Source organism: Duganella sp. Leaf61, assembly GCF_001421905.1.
Classification (GTDB): domain Bacteria; phylum Pseudomonadota; class Gammaproteobacteria; order Burkholderiales; family Burkholderiaceae_D; genus Rugamonas; species Rugamonas zoogloeoides.
The window spans coordinates 312203-326130 of sequence record NZ_LMLM01000030.1 but is presented as its reverse complement, the minus strand read 5'-3'; the positions used below and the strand labels follow the sequence as shown (position 1 = coordinate 326130).

Annotated in this window: 12 protein-coding genes and 1 pseudogene; 3 read left to right on the top strand and 10 right to left on the bottom strand. The window is 66.4% G+C overall.

Annotated features, from left to right (window positions below; all coding sequences use genetic code 11):
• Positions 1 to 95: 95 nt before the first annotated feature.
• Positions 96 to 1268: an aldose epimerase family protein gene (locus tag ASF04_RS21580; protein ID WP_082488931.1), complete on the top strand. Its 1173-nt coding sequence runs from the start codon at positions 96 to 98 to the stop codon at positions 1266 to 1268.
• Positions 1269 to 1272: 4 nt separating this feature from the next.
• Here ASF04_RS21580 and ASF04_RS21575 read toward each other — a convergent pair whose 3' ends face one another.
• The 4 genes from ASF04_RS21575 to ASF04_RS21560 form a co-directional block, all read right to left on the bottom strand.
• Positions 1273 to 2397 carry a hypothetical protein gene (locus ASF04_RS21575; RefSeq protein WP_156368731.1) on the bottom strand — a complete coding sequence of 375 codons (1125 nt, stop codon included), beginning with the start codon at positions 2395 to 2397 and terminating at the stop codon, positions 1273 to 1275.
• Positions 2397 to 5123 (bottom strand): TonB-dependent receptor, encoded by a 2727-nt coding sequence (locus ASF04_RS21570; RefSeq protein ID WP_082488930.1) that lies wholly within the window; start codon positions 5121 to 5123, stop codon positions 2397 to 2399. The genes ASF04_RS21575 and ASF04_RS21570 overlap by 1 nt, the downstream gene beginning before the upstream one ends.
• Positions 5124 to 5256: 133 nt before the next feature.
• Entirely contained in the window at positions 5257 to 6549 is a 1293-nt protein-coding gene (locus ASF04_RS21565) for a hypothetical protein (RefSeq protein WP_156368730.1), read from the bottom strand.
• An 81-nt stretch (positions 6550 to 6630) separates the two neighbouring features.
• Positions 6631 to 7698 carry an alkene reductase gene (locus ASF04_RS21560; protein ID WP_056146532.1) on the bottom strand — a complete coding sequence of 356 codons (1068 nt, stop codon included), beginning with the start codon at positions 7696 to 7698 and terminating at the stop codon, positions 6631 to 6633.
• 98 nt (positions 7699 to 7796) lie between these two features.
• On the opposite strand from ASF04_RS21560, the gene ASF04_RS21555 reads away from it, so the two are divergent.
• Complete coding sequence (locus ASF04_RS21555; RefSeq protein WP_304438344.1) at positions 7797 to 8705, top strand: LysR family transcriptional regulator; 909 nt, start codon at positions 7797 to 7799, stop codon at positions 8703 to 8705.
• Here the strand turns inward: ASF04_RS21555 and ASF04_RS21550 are convergent.
• Positions 8647 to 9525, bottom strand: a complete 879-nt coding sequence (locus tag ASF04_RS21550; RefSeq protein WP_056146528.1) for a LysR family transcriptional regulator — start codon at positions 9523 to 9525, stop codon at positions 8647 to 8649. The two genes, ASF04_RS21555 and ASF04_RS21550, sit on opposite strands and share 59 nt — an antisense overlap.
• A gap of 99 nt (positions 9526 to 9624) precedes the next feature.
• Here ASF04_RS21550 and ASF04_RS21545 point away from each other — a divergent pair, with 99 nt between their 5' ends.
• Entirely contained in the window at positions 9625 to 10557 is a 933-nt protein-coding gene (locus tag ASF04_RS21545) for an NADP-dependent oxidoreductase (RefSeq protein WP_056146527.1), read from the top strand.
• 217 nt (positions 10558 to 10774) lie between these two features.
• Here ASF04_RS21545 and ASF04_RS21540 read toward each other — a convergent pair.
• The 5 genes and pseudogenes from ASF04_RS21540 to ASF04_RS21520 form a co-directional block, all read right to left on the bottom strand.
• Positions 10775 to 11200, bottom strand: a pseudogene (locus tag ASF04_RS21540) (ATP-binding cassette domain-containing protein); the annotation flags it as partial.
• Positions 11201 to 11269: 69 nt separating this feature from the next.
• On the bottom strand, positions 11270 to 12544 hold the full coding sequence (locus ASF04_RS21535; RefSeq protein WP_056146525.1) for a hypothetical protein: 1275 nt from the start codon (positions 12542 to 12544) through the stop codon (positions 11270 to 11272).
• A complete protein-coding gene (locus ASF04_RS21530) occupies positions 12525 to 12770 on the bottom strand; it encodes a hypothetical protein (RefSeq protein ID WP_056146523.1) in 246 nt (81 codons plus the stop codon). The genes ASF04_RS21535 and ASF04_RS21530 overlap by 20 nt, the downstream gene beginning before the upstream one ends.
• Before the next feature lie 65 nt (positions 12771 to 12835).
• Complete coding sequence (locus ASF04_RS21525; RefSeq protein WP_082488928.1) at positions 12836 to 13291, bottom strand: RES family NAD+ phosphorylase; 456 nt, start codon at positions 13289 to 13291, stop codon at positions 12836 to 12838.
• The gene (locus ASF04_RS21520) at positions 13288 to 13773 is read right to left on the bottom strand and encodes an antitoxin Xre/MbcA/ParS toxin-binding domain-containing protein (RefSeq protein ID WP_082488927.1); all 486 of its coding nucleotides are present in this window, start codon (positions 13771 to 13773) and stop codon (positions 13288 to 13290) included. Before ASF04_RS21520 ends, ASF04_RS21525 begins: the two co-directional genes overlap by 4 nt.
• Positions 13774 to 13928 lie beyond the last annotated feature (155 nt).

The following is a 13928-nucleotide window of genomic DNA, read 5'->3' as shown; positions in this document are numbered from 1 at the left end:
TGGCACCTGTCCAGCGTAGCGCCGGATGTTCATCTAACAATTGCGGTCGCGGACCTGGTCCGACGGCCTGCATATCTAAAGAGACTGCCAACGACATGAATATTTCCATCAGACCCGCAACGACGATCCTGCTCTCCACCCTGGTCGGCCTCTCGGCCTGCAGCCAGCTGCCAGCGGGCGACAAGGCCTCCGCCATCTCGGCTTCGCGCGCCACGTTCGGCACGCTGTCGAACGGCGCCAAGGTCGAAGCGGTCACGCTGAAAAACGCCGCCGGCATGTCGGCCACGCTGATCTCGTACGGCGCCACCGTGCAAAGCCTGCGCTTCCCGGACAAGCAGGGCAATGCCGCCGACCTGGTGGTCGGCTACGACAACCTGGCCGGCTACGAAACCACCCCGGGCTTCACCAACGTCACGGTCGGCCGCTACGCCAACCGCATCGCCAAGGGCACGTTCGCCCTTGATGGCAAATCCTATCCGCTGTCGCTGAGCGAGCCGCCGAACACCCTGCACGGCGGCGCCATCGGCTGGGACAAGCGCAACTGGGTCGTGAAATCGGTGGACCAGACGGCCGACAAGGCCTCGGTTACCTTCACCCTCACGTCGCCGGACGGCGACCAGGGCTTCCCGGGCACCGTCGTCGCCGACGTCACCTACGAGCTCAATAACAACAACGACCTGACCATCCGCTACGGCGCCACCACCGACAAGCCGACCGTGGTCAACCTGACGTACCACAGCATGATCAACCTGTCGGGCATTCCGGCCTCGCGCCTGGCCACCGACGCCGATCTGACCATCGAGTCGGACGCCATCCTGCCGGTCGATAAAACCCTGATCCCGACCGGTACGCCGCTGCCGGTGGCCGGCACGCCGTTCGACTTCCGCACGCCCGCCAACGTTACCGCGCGCGCCCGCGCCGAGCACCCGCAGCTGGCGCTGGCCAACGGCGGCATCGACCACAACTACGTTCTGCGCGGCGGCAAAACCGCCACGCCGAAACCGGCCGTCACGCTGGAAGACCGCCAGTCCGGTCGCGGCCTGAAAATCTCCACGACCGAACCGGGCATGCAGGTTTACACCGGCAACTTCCTCAAGGGCGAAATCGTGGGCAAGGGTGGCCAGCGCCTGACCAAGTACCAGTCGATCAGCTTCGAGGCGCAGGGCTATCCCGACGCGCCGAACCAGCCGGCGTTCCCATCGACGCGCCTGGACCCGGGCCAGAACTACTCGCAGACCACGGTGTTCCACTTCTACCAGCTGAAGTAACCCGCTACTGCGGCGCCACCCAGTTCGATTCGCTGGGCGGCGGCGCCGCCGCACTGGAGAGCAGCTTGCCGGTATCGGTATCGTAGCGGAAGGTCTCCACCACCGGCCCGGTCGCCACCCGCACGATGCCGGCGGCCAGGTCGTCGGTCACGCTGACGGTCACCGGCGCCCGGTCCGCGCATGCGACCGTGGCGCCGGTCTCGAATCCCCGGTTTTCCTGCGCCGGTTTGAGTACGCAAGGCGCCGCCCCCGCGCGGCCCAGTTCCAGCCACCCTTCGGGCGTGATGCGGTGCTGGTAGATCGGGCGTCCCCGTACATCCCTCGTTGTAAACAGTTCGCCACGGCCGTAGGTGCGGCCCTGGCCATCCATGCTTTTCACGCCCACCACGTTGTGCGTGAGCAGACCGCGCTCGTCGATGTAGTAGTGGCCGATCTGGGTGCCGGCATTGAGCGGCCAGCGCAGGTGCATATGCATGTGCGGCGGCGCGTCGGTATGGCCGTGCGGGTAGTTGGTGTCAAAGCCCATCACCTGGATCGTCCCCAGCTTTTCCTGCGCCACGAAGTCGCCCAGGCCGGTGCGCCGTATTACTTCGCGCTGGGCGAATTGCAGGTTGTCGGCCGCGTGCCGTTGCAACGCGGGGAAGGCGCCGCTGGCATAGGCGCCGGCGCGGCGGGCGATGTCGGCGTGCTCGAAGCGCAGCACCATGCCCGGCTCCACGATATGGGTGGCGAATTCGCCGGCCGTGAAGGCGTCGCCGGCAACCGGCGGCACCGATACGGTGACCCTTTCGCCATCGACCATGAAGGGCAGGTCGCCGCTTTCGAGCACCACGCGCTTGACGCTGCCGGGCGCGGCGCGAAAGCGCAGCTCCAGCGTACGCCGCGCGGGCAGCGCCAGGGCCACCAGGGTTTCGCGGCGGTTGTCGCGGGCCAGGGCGGGGTCGCCCAGCACCGTGCAGGCGGCGCAACTGTCCGCAAGCAGCGTGACTGGCGCCATGCCGGCGTGGCCCGGTTGCTTGACGAACTTGAGGACCACGGTAACCTGGCCGTCATCGGCCATTGCCGCCGGTGCGGCGCTGACCAGCGCGCCGGTCAGCGCTGCCAGCAAGACGATATGCATGCGCGCCATCACAGGTCCGCCTCGTACGTCAAACCGACAAAGACCGTACGGCCCACCGGAAAATAATTGTTGAGCAGTTCGCGGTGGGCGCCCTGGCGCACCACGAACGGCGCGCGCGTCAGGTTCTGGCCTTGCACCACGGCGCGCAGCGAGCGGCTGAGCTGGTAGCTGGCCTGTACATCGACCTGGTTGCGCGCCATCGCCACCAGGTCGCGCTCGCGCGTGTCCTGGTCCACCGATTCCAGCGCCTTGCCGATGCGGTTGTACGACAGGCGCACATCGAGCGGACCGGCCGCATACGACAGCGTGGCGTTGGCGATAAAGTCCGGCTGGTGGATCAATCCGGACGAACGGCGCGTGGCCGGGCCGCCGTTGGCCACGCTCGCTGCGCTCATCGGCTGGTTGAAGAAGCCCTTGAGCCAGGTGACATTGGTGGAGAAACCCAGCCCGCGCAGTGGGCGCGGCAGGAACATGAAGCGGTCGGCGATGTATTGCAGCTCGATGCCGCGCAAGCCCGCCCTGGCGGAATTGAGCGGCTGGGCGATGGTCACCTGCGAGTAGGTTCGGCCCTGGTGATCGGTGGCGGGACCGACAGCGCTGGTGGTGAAAATCTCGTTGCGGATGTCCTTGTAAAACGCCGCTGCCGAAACGATGCCGCCACGCGGCAGATACCATTCGTAGGCCACGTCATAGTTCCAGGCTTCGCGCGGCGCCAGTGCCGGGTTGCCCTGGTTGACGGTCAGGCTGCCGTCGGTGCCGACCGAAAAAGTCTTGCGTGCCGCGTACTGTGCGAAGTCGGGACGGCCGATGGTTTTACTCACGCCACCCTTGACGCGCATGTTGGCGTCCAGCTGGTACGTGGCCAGCATGGATGGCAGCAGGAAGCGGTAGTCGCCGCTGCGGCTCGATGGCGTGTAGGCGGTGCTGCCGGCCGCAGTCGGGGCCTGGTAGCCGTCCACCTTGACGTCGGTGCGGTCCTCGCGCACGCCGGCCAGCAGCATCCAGCGCTCGCTCTGGTAAATACCCTGGGCATAGAAGGCTTTCACTTTTTCGGTATCGCGGTAATCGTCGGCGAAGTTGTTGGCCAGCTGGTTGGTGGCGATGAACGATGAAGCGTAGGTACTGGTCAGCTGTGCCGAGCGCTGGCGGTCGGGCAGCAGGTAGCCCGCCTGCGGGGTTTCATAAGTGGGGAAACTCGCTGGTATCAGCACACTGGCCAGTGTACCGATGGTCTGCTGGGCGGCCACGTCGCGCGGCACCAGTTCCTGGTAGCGCACGTCCCAGGCCTGCGTGGTCCGCGTCAGGTTGACGCCGAGGTTGAAGCCGAAGCCGCGATCGCCGGGTTTGAAATTGTGCTTGTAGTCGACGCGCACGAAATCGACGTCGTTATCGAGGTCGCGGTTGATGTCGCGCCAGTACAGGCCCTTGTAGTTGGCCGGATCGGTGGCGGCTTGCGGGTTGTCGAAGGCGAGTCGCGGCGCGCCGCCCGCCATCGTGTACGAATATGCCAGCGCGGGCAGGGTCTGGGCGATAGTGGTGCCGGCCCTGGGATTGGTGGTGTACTTGATCATCTGGCGGTACTCGCGGTACGTTGCCCTGGACGACGATGCCGTCACGCCCACGTCGGCATTGGCGCCCGCTTCGAACAGGCCGTCCACCGTGAACAGGTTGGTGCGGCGCTTGACCGGCTGATAGGTAAACCCCTGCTGGACGTCGCCCAGCGCGTAGCGCCCGCCGGTGGCGGTGGGCACCACCGCCGAGCCGGGGCTGGTGAGGGTTTCGTAGCGCGTCTCCGTGTCCTTGTCGGCATAGTGGCCGGCAAAGGCGGACAGGCGGCTGCGCGCGCCGAAGCGGTATTCGAGTTTGGTATTGAGGCTGGCGCGCTCGCGCAGGTTGTCGAACGCGAAGTCCTGGTTGCGCACCGGCGCCGGCTGTCCCGTGGCCGACAGGTTGCTGAACGGGGTGCGCGCACCGTTGGCAGTAAAGTATGTCCAGCCGCCGCCGCTGGTGTCGCCGGGCAGTTCCGAGAAGGCGCTCGACGGCAGCCGTTGCAGTTCGGCCGAGACGACGATGCCGAACTGGCGGCGGTCGCCGAAGATGGCGGCGCCGGTGGCGTCGGCGCGGCCCGAATTCTTTTGGTCGGACAGGAATTTGCCGGCGCTGGAATTGCGTCCCGCGAAAGCGTTGGCGACAAAAAAGCGGTCCTGGTCGCGGGCAAAGGCGCTGCGGCTCACCAGGTTGACCTGGCCGCCCAGCGCGTGCGGGTCGTATTCGGCCGTGACGGTCTTGATGGCCTGGATTTGCGACACCAGCCCCGCCGGCAGCATCTCCAGCCGCGCGCCGCGGTAGGTCTGGTCGGCCGAGGCGATCGGCACGCCGTCGACGGTTACCAGGTTGTAACGGCTGTCCAGGCCCCGGATGGTGGCGCGCTGGTAGATATCGCGGTTCTTGGTGGCGTCGCCGCCGCCCACCACCGACAGGCCGGGGATCCGGCGCGACGCTTCCACGATATTGAAGTCGGGCAGCTGGCCGATATCGTCCTGGCTGACGGCATCGACGATCTGGCGCGTCGCCTTCTTGGTTTGCACAGTGGCGTGTTCTGCCGCGCGCAGACCGCTGACAACGACCTGCTGCACATCGCCTTCCGCCTCCTGGGCGTAAGCGGGCAGGGTGAGCATTACCGCCGCCGCGAGCGGCAGCAGGGGAAGGGGGGCGAGACGGTGTTTGATACGCATTATGACTGCTCCATGGGGGCTGGTTCGAGTAGATCCGGTTGCTTTCCGGTCGATGAAGATCGGAGAAAATGGTAGCAACGCTGAACCGGCCCCGGAGGCCTTTAACAGTCAGTTTTAACGGTGAAAAATACGGTTATTTGATGCGCACGCCGATCACCTGGACGTCGGTGGTGCCCGATGCGCGCAGTGCGCATTGCAGCAGGATTTCGAACGGCCGCACGCTGCCATCGGGCCGCATTGCCCTGGTCAAGACAGCGCGCAAACGCTCGCGGTCGAGCAGGAAATCCATGCCGGCCTCGGTGCCGACCGACGAGGTACCGCCGATCATCAGCACGTGGCCGTTGCCGCTCAGGTTGGGGATGTAGGCCAGCACCGCGAAGCCGTGCTTTTCGCGCTCGGTGCCGGCAAATTCGATCAGCGCGCGCTCTCCGGCGGCCGGGGCGTCGTTGCGCACCAGGATTCTGTCGTTGGGGACGTCGAGATCGATGTGGTAATTGAGGCGGTCGCGAAACAGCGATACCCACGGGTTGGCGTCGGCCGTGCCCACCAGTACCGCGTTGGACTGCTTGAGATCATTGAGTTGCAGGTCGCGCGCGTAGCGCACCCGCAGGCCGTGCGGCGCGTTGGCCGCCAGCTTGCCCAGTTCCACCGCCAGCGTGACCGAGATCACGCCCGTGTAGCGGCGCCAGTGGAAGGTCGGCGGCGCGGGACCGTGGGCGTTGTTGGCCGACGCATCGAAGCGCTTGGCGATGTAGTCGTCGAGCGAAATCTGGCGCCCGGTGGCCCGCTGGTGCATCACCAGTTCCGAGTCGGCGGGAATGAACAGCGTTTCGTGGCCGGCGAACAGCAGCGACTTCCAGAACGCGTCCACCGGATCGGTTGATTTTTCGGGCGCGGCAAACGCACCGACGATCGCCACCAGCAGCAGTGCGGTAAAAGCGCCGAAGATGGTGCGGTACTTGTGGACGGTCAGCAGGTTGCGCCAATGGCGCGGTGTCGGCGATGATTGAATATCCGGCTGCGGCTCGGGTGAGATATCGGTGGGATCGAGCACGAACGGCGCCGGCGAGGCGGCAACTGGCGCAACAGCGTCATTGGCGACAAACACCGGGCTGTACGAACCGCGTGGAATGGCGATGCGCACCGGGTCGCCCAGGCCTTCGCTTTCGTAATACCTGGCCAGGCGCTTCCTCAGCATCGCCGCCGTGGTGCGCACGATGGTGTCTTCGGCCGGAATGTAGTTGTCGGGCCGGCCGAAGACGTGGATGCCGATGTGTTGCTCGGTCAGGCGCAGATTTTTTTGCGTGAGCGCCGCCTCGCACACATAGGCCAAAAACGCGGACAGCCGCTCGCTGCGGGAGAATTCGGCGCTTGCCAATACCTTTTCCAATGCCACGCGTTCGGCCGACGGCGCTTCCGGTTCCATGTCCATCGGCGCAGGATAGCAAGCCGGTGTGACAGGCGCATGACAGGCGCGCCGTCATTGAGCCTGCGTTCAGGCGACGATTCAGTCCTGTTCGGCCAGTGTCGGATAGTCGGTGTAACCGACCTCGGTGCCGCCGTAGTAATTGGCGTGATTCGGCGCGTTCATCGGCGCATCCCGCTGCAGGCGGGCGATGAAGTCGGGGTTGGCGAGCACCATCTGGCCGTACGCTTCCACGTCGGCCAGGCCGCTGGCAACGTCGGTGCCGATCGCCTCGCGCGGCCGGCCGGGGCGGTTCAGTACCAGCGTGCCTTTCCAGGCAGTGCGCAGGTCGCGCAGCAGCGTTTCGTCGCCCTGGTCCATCAGGTGCAGGTACGCCAGGCCCAGTTTGTCCAGCGCCGTCACCAGGTGGCGGTACAGGGCTGGACCTTCTGCGCCTTCGGCGATGCCGCCGGCCGTGCTGCCGGGCGAGAGGCGGATGGCGGTGCGGTTGGCGCCGATTTCGTCAGCGACGGCCGCCGCCACTTCCAGCGCAAAGCGTACGCGGTTGGCAATGTCGCCGCCGTACTGGTCGCTGCGCGTGTTGGCGTTGGGTGCGAAGAACTGGTGCACCAGGTAGCCGTTGGCGCCGTGGATTTCCACGCCGTCGGCGCCAGCGTCGATGGCGCGGCGCGCGGCCAGGCGGAAGTCGGCCACGGTCGCCTGTACCTCGGCGGTGGACAGGGCGCGTGGCACCGGGATGTCCTGCATGCCGGTGGCGGTAAACATCGGCGCGCCGGGGGCGACGGCCGACGGCGCGACCGGGGTGCGGTGGTGCGGCGTGTTGTCCGGGTGGGACATGCGGCCAGCATGCATCAGCTGGATGAATAAACGGCTGCCCTGGGCGTGCACGGCATCTGCCACCGGCTTCCAGCCGGCGACATGGGCGTCGGTGTAGATGCCGGGGGTGGACAGATAGCCCTGGCCGTCGTCGGACGGCTGCGTGCCTTCGGTGATCACCAGGCCCACGCTGGCGCGCTGGCCGTAGTAACGCGCTGCCAGTTCGCCGGGCGTGCCGTCGTACCGGGCGCGCGAGCGCGTCATCGGGGCCATGGCCACGCGGTTGGTCAGATCATAGCGTCCGGTGCGGACAGGTTGAAACAGTGTGGTCATGATGGTCCTTTCGGGGAGTCGATGCGCTATCATGCACTGCTTATCCAGTGGGATAAATACGGTTTATTGCAATACACTGATCCAAAAATGGAGCAATGATGGCGTTCTTGAACGATATGGCGATCTTCGTGGAGGTGGTGAAGGCCAGGGGCTTTCGTGGCGCGGCCGAGGCGCTGCACATGCCCAATTCCACCATCTCGCGCCGCATCGGCCTGCTGGAAAAGACCATCGGCCTGCGCCTGCTTCACCGCACCACGCGCAAGGTCGAACTGACCGAGGCAGGGCAGGTGTACTACGAGCGCTGCAAGCGCATTGTGGACGAGGCGCGGCTGGCGCATGAACAACTGGGCGACATGCTGGCGCAGCCCACCGGCACCTTGCGGGCGTCGCTGCCGGTCGATTTCGCGGTGATCTACATGGCGCCGCTGATCGCCGAATTTGCGCAGTTGTACCCGGGCCTCACGTTCGACTTCGACCTCACGCCGCGCCAGATCAACCTGGTGACGGAGCCGTTCGACGTCGCCATCCGCATCGGCGAGCAGGAAGATTCGCACCTGGTGGCGCGCCATTTGGCGTCGTTGACGCCATTTTTTTATGCGTCGCCCGCGTACCTCGAACGCGAGGGAGAGCCGGCCACGCCGGCTGACCTGGCGGGCCACCAGTGCTTCAACATGAATAAAGACGGGCTATGGAACCTGCACGGCGGGGACGAGGTGACACAAGTTGCGGTAGGCTGCCGCTATGCGCTCAACAGCGTGGGGATGTTACGGCGCCTGGCCACGCTCGACCAGGGCATCATCCTGATGCCGCCGGCCATCGTGGCCGACGACGTGGTGGCGGGCCGGCTGCGCCAGGTGCTGCCGGCCTGGCACGGCAAGCCGGTTCCGGTGTACGCCGTTACCGAGACGCGGCTGCTGCCGGCCAAGACCCAGCGCTTCATCGAATTCATCAAGCAGCGGCTGGAAGCGGAGCATGGAACTCGCCCCCAGGATATTGCGCGCACATGAAGTCCACGAAGGCGCGCACCTTGGGGCTTTGCAACCGGCGCGACGTGTGCAGCACCCACAGTTCCACTTCCTCGTCGGCCATGCCCCACGACACCAGCGCGCCCGAGTCCAGCAGCTCACCCACGATCGAGCGCGGCACCAGTGCCGCGCCGGCGCCGGCGGCGATCGCATCGCGCACCATCAGCAGCGACGACACCCGCAACACCGGCCGCGGCGCGACGGCGTAACCGTCGGCGACCGTCCAGGTATCGCCGTCGCGGTAGCCTGGCGTGACCACGGCCGGCACCGGAGCACCGGTCGCTGGCCTGGCCACTGAAGGTGCGGCGGCCAGCACCATCCTGTCCCTGGCAAAGCAGCGGCCCACCAGCGCGCTCTCCTTGGGCGGGTTGATGCGGATCGAGACGTCGAAGTGTTCGTCGACGATATTCACCAGCCGGTCCTCGGCCACGGCGTCGATCTGCACCTCGGGGTAGCGGGCCAGGAAGCGCGCGGCAATACCGCCCAGCGCCACCTGCGAAAACAGCAGCGGCGCGGCCACCCGCAAGCTGCCGCGCGGCGTGGCCACGCTGTCGCGCGCCGCCGCCACGGCTTCGGCCACCTCGTGCATCGGCCCCTCGGTGCGGCCGCGCAGCAGTTGCCCGGCCTCGGTCAGTTCCAGCGAGCGGGCGCCACGTTCGATCAGGCGGATGCCCAACGACTCTTCCAGCTCCGCCACCCGCCGCGACAGCGTGGCCTTCGACCGTCCGCTGGCGCGGCTGGCCTTGCCGAAGCCGCCATGCGCGGCCACCAGCTGAAAATCACCGAGTGCGTTGTAATCCATGCTGTTCCAATAATGATACGCAGAGTCTCGATTTTAGCGGCTTGGCAGGACAAATGAAACACATTATCGTTCGGCCTTACCCAATCAAGGAGGTCTCACATGAACAGCAATCGAGCATTGGTATTGACTGAATACGGCGGCGCCCATGCCCTCAAGCTTGCAGCGGTAGCCGCGCCGGTGCCCGGCCCGGGACAGGTGGTGGTGCGGGTGCACGCGGCCGGCCTCAATGCGCTGGACTGGAAGCTGCGCGAGGGCTACGTGCGGCAGGCGTTCCAGCTGCAGTTGCCGGCGGTGCTCGGCGTCGAACTGGCCGGCGTGGTCGAAGCGGTGGGCGCGGACGTGACCCGGCTGCGCGTGTGCGACCGCGTGATGGGGCCACTGGGCGGCCTGGGCGCCTACGCCGAACTGGTAGCGGTCAAAGAGGCCAACCTGGCGCTGGTGCCGCCCTCGATGTCCATGACCGACGCCGCTGCCCTGCCGCTGGCAGCGGTGGCGGCATGGAGCAGCCTGCACCTGGCCGGCCCGGTCCATGCCGGCCAGCGAATATTGATCCACGGCGCGGCCGGCGGCCTCGGAGGCTTCGCGGTGCAGTACGCGCGCCAGGCTGGCGCCGTGATCTATGCCACCGCGCGCAGCAGCCACGTGGACTACGTGCGCAGCCTGGGCGCCGACCACGTGATAGCGTACGACCGGCAGCGCTTCGAAGACGAAGCACGCGACATCGACCTGGTGCTCGACTACGCGGGCGGCGACGTGGTGGCGCGCTCGTGGGCGGTGCTGGCCGGGCATGGCGCCATCGTCAGCGCCGCCACGCCCGACATCGTGGCCAGCACGCCTGCCGGGCGGCGCGGCCTGTGGTTCCAGAACACGCCCGCCACCGCGCGCCTGCAGGCGATTGCCGACGACGTTGTGCACGGGCGCTTGCAATCGAAAGTAGCTGCGGTAGTGCGCTTCGACGATCTGCCGGCGGCGATCGAGCGCCAGCGCACCGGGGCCACGCTGGGCAAAACCGTGGTGACGCTGGTCGGCTGAAGCAGGCGGTGGGACCACGCGGATGGCGCACGATCAGGCATGTGAGCGATACGTGGCGTGTTCTGTAAGAAGTAAGCGGGCGCCCGATCGTGCCTGGGTGCTATGATGCCTTTATGGAAATCTTCACGGATCTACTCCGCCAGCGTCAGCCCTGCGTTACCGCTTCCTGGACTATCAGTTACACAGCCGCTTACAGCAGGACCGCAATATGGGACACCTACTCACGCGTCATTTTCCTCGACATTAACATGCCCGGCACGGACGGCTCGCCGATCCACGCCGCCGCCAGCATCAGTTTCTTTTGCGTACCGAGCGACATGTCGCCGCAGCGCGTGCCCACGTGGCGATCCAGGCCGAAGCGTTCGACCACCGCATGCACCTTCGGCGTGAGCGTGCAGCGCTTGGCCTGGGCGACGAACGCCAGCAATTCGCTACCGGTGATGAACGGGTAGATCGGGCATTCGTCGGGCGCGTACGCGAGCCGCAGCTTGGCCTCGATCGGTTCCTGGTGCAGTGCATCGCCGTCTATCCACACCGCGCCGCTGTCCGGTGGCGTGACGCCGGCCAGCACCCGCAGCAGCGTCGATTTGCCCACGCCATTGGGACCGCGCAGCATGTAGGCGCCGGGCTCGCAGGTCAGGCTGATCGCGCGCAGCACCTGTCGCGCGCCATACGATTTACACACTTGTTCAACACGCAGCATGGCAATTCCTCAAGTCAGGCAAACGAAAGTGGCCGCGATCCACAGGCCGGTCACGACGGTGCCGATCACCACGGCGTGGCGGTCGGTCACCAGGTGCGGCACCGACAACGCCGCCAGCAGCAGGAGATAAGAGGCGACCGATGCTGCCGCATGCCACGGCGTGGTCGCGCCCATGTCCCAGGCAGCGATGGACAGCACCGCCAGCAACGGCAGGCAGCACGCGGCCACCACCGCCAGGTCGAACGGCCGCCACCAGCGCGGCGCCAGCGGCAGCGCGCCGAAATAGCTGGCGCTATCGACATGCGTGAGGTGCAGGAAGCGCAGCATGCCGCTCATGATCAGTACCACCACGCCTTGCGCAATCACGATGGTGGGGAAGCTGCGCGCGTCGCCATCGAATATGCGGGCCAGGCTCCAGGCGCCTGCCGCGATGGCCATCGCCGTCAACGTCTTGCCGGTCAACTCGTTGCGGCGTTCGCGCCAGAGCAGCGCCAGTGACAGGTGCAAAGGAGCGAAGTGCGCGACTGCACCGGCGCCGCTGCTGGTGCGACCGATGCGCGGCACCTGTATCCTCTTGCGCGCGGTTGGGACTGCCGGCGGGGGACCACGCCACAGCACCACCAACGCGCAGGCGCCGACCAGTAGCTCAATGGCGAGTGCGGCGCGCGTGCCTAAACTGGCGGCGAGCAGCATGCACGCCGCCACCAGCACCAGCGCTTGCAGGCTGGCCAGCCGCTGCTCCAGCACGGCCACCTGCACGACCAGGGCCAGCACCAGCACATCGCCCAGCAGCAGGGTGTGCGCGAGCGGGCGATGGTGGTCGATGGTGACCGCCATCGCGCCGAGCGCCAGCAGCAGCAACGGTCCGTTGGCCAGTACCAGCACCAGCACATCGACATGGCGCAACTGGCGCGCCGTGAACGGCAGCGATTTCAGGAACGCCATGAACGGCCCGCCCTCGATCTGCGCGCGCTGCATGCCTGCCCACAGGCCCGCGAACGCCAGCAGTGCCGCCAGGTGCAGGCTGCGCTGGAGCACGTCATGGTGCGGCGAGAGCAAGGAGAGCAGGGGATAGGCCAGAGTGGCGATATTGCTGAGCAGCGAACTGCCCAAGGCCGCGCTCAAGCCAAAGAACAGCACGGCCGCCTGCCAGCGCCGCAGCAGCAGACGTGCAGTGGTGGTTGCGTACCAGCGCAGGCGGTGGGTGAGCAGGGGCAGGGCGAAGATGGTGCGCTCCAGGTCGTGGCACCGTCGCGCCGTCAGTTTAGGTTCCTTTCGGCGCAAGCGCCGGGGACAGGGTTGCTGCCGCATCGGCAGCCGTGGTCGGCGCGCCAATTTCGCGCAACTCGGGCCGCGCCGGCAAATCGGCCGGCAGCCTGAAATCCCACGCCAGGCCGGCACACTGCATGCCGCGCAGTGCCCACCATCCCGGATCCCATTCGCCTTCGGCAAGGCCAAGGCGGGCCGACCCCGGATAGGCGTGGTGATTGTTGTGCCAGCACTCGCCCATTGTCAAGAGCGATGTCAGGTGGATGTTCCGGCCCTGCACCGCTGCGCCAGGCGGCCGGCCAGGCGCTACTTTGCCAGGCGCCGGTCGAATGAAAATGGCCGCAATGCCGTCAGTTGCACCTGCGGGTAGTCCGGGTGCAGGGGATTGATGACGAAGTTGGCTTCTTCGGGCACGATCACCGATGGAATTTTCATGGTCAGGGTGTCGCCGCGACGTAGCCAGTCGCCGCCGAACGATTGCGCGGTGGTCGACAGCGGCAGTGCATCCCACCCGTCTGGCAACACCTCGGTGTCGGGCGCGTACACCGCGCTGGCATCGGGCAGGTCCACCGCCACCAGCACCAGCGGTGGGCAGGGCGTTGTTCCCAGGTGCACCAGCTTTTCGAGCGAGGTGACGGCGATGGTGCCGCCGCAATACAGCGCCGGCAGGCCGATCGGATTCCAGCGCCCGCCATACATGGCCGCGCCTGAACAGTGCCTGTCGAGCGCGTATTTGCGGTGAGCAATGCGCCAGAGTCTCATAGCGCACCGCCAGTGGCGATGGCGTTGAGCACCTGGCGGACCGCGATGGCGCCGGGCTCGGTATCGAGATAGTCCATGGGCGCCGTATCGTGGAACGTCAGGTTGGGCGTGCGCAGCCAGGCTTTGGCGGCCTCTTCGTCGTCGAATACTTCTTGTGCCAGGCTCATCAGGTCCGCCAGCCGCCACATCCGCTCCGAGGCAGCTGCATCCATCAACGCGCCACGCTTGACCAAGGTGTGGGCTGTGGTTTCCGGCAAGCGTGCAATGCTGCGAATACGCTGGGCCGGAACGTCGAAATAGATGCCGGCATCCTTGATCATGCCAGCGGGGAAACCGATGCGTATCGCATCGACCGCATCGCTGCCGCCCGACAGCTGCATCAGTTCGGCGAAACTGGCGGGCTTGGGCTGGTCGGCGGGATCAAGGGGCACGGTGCGTGGGGCGCGGGGAGCGCTACTACCGGTATGGGCCTTCTCTGTCATGATAACCTCCGTATGGAAGTTCAGGTTATACCTTTTGGAGGTCTGTTGCAAGTGCCACCGCGCTGCCGCCAGCTGACGCTTGTCCCTACGCAAACCCCGCAGCCGCGCCGATTTGACCGATAATGCTGGCTATCTCATTTTTTAGCACCAGAATT

Bases quoted from the DNA above. Each gene is read 5' to 3' on its own strand.
- ASF04_RS21565 (WP_156368730.1), bottom strand. From the start codon at position 6,549: ATGGAACCGGAAGCGCCGTCGGCCGAACGCGTGGCATTGGAAAAGGTA.
- ASF04_RS21570 (WP_082488930.1), bottom strand. From the start codon at position 5,123: ATGCGTATCAAACACCGTCTCGCCCCCCTTCCCCTGCTGCCGCTCGCG.
- ASF04_RS21525 (WP_082488928.1), bottom strand. From the start codon at position 13,291: ATGAGACTCTGGCGCATTGCTCACCGCAAATACGCGCTCGACAGGCAC.
- ASF04_RS21530 (WP_056146523.1), bottom strand. From the start codon at position 12,770: ATGGGCGAGTGCTGGCACAACAATCACCACGCCTATCCGGGGTCGGCC.
- ASF04_RS21575 (WP_156368731.1), bottom strand. From the start codon at position 2,397: ATGGCGCGCATGCATATCGTCTTGCTGGCAGCGCTGACCGGCGCGCTG.
- ASF04_RS21520 (WP_082488927.1), bottom strand. From the start codon at position 13,773: ATGACAGAGAAGGCCCATACCGGTAGTAGCGCTCCCCGCGCCCCACGC.
- ASF04_RS21545 (WP_056146527.1), top strand. From the start codon at position 9,625: ATGAACAGCAATCGAGCATTGGTATTGACTGAATACGGCGGCGCCCAT.
- ASF04_RS21580 (WP_082488931.1), top strand. From the start codon at position 96: ATGAATATTTCCATCAGACCCGCAACGACGATCCTGCTCTCCACCCTG.
- ASF04_RS21560 (WP_056146532.1), bottom strand. From the start codon at position 7,698: ATGACCACACTGTTTCAACCTGTCCGCACCGGACGCTATGATCTGACC.
- ASF04_RS21555 (WP_304438344.1), top strand. From the start codon at position 7,797: ATGGCGTTCTTGAACGATATGGCGATCTTCGTGGAGGTGGTGAAGGCC.
- ASF04_RS21550 (WP_056146528.1), bottom strand. From the start codon at position 9,525: ATGGATTACAACGCACTCGGTGATTTTCAGCTGGTGGCCGCGCATGGC.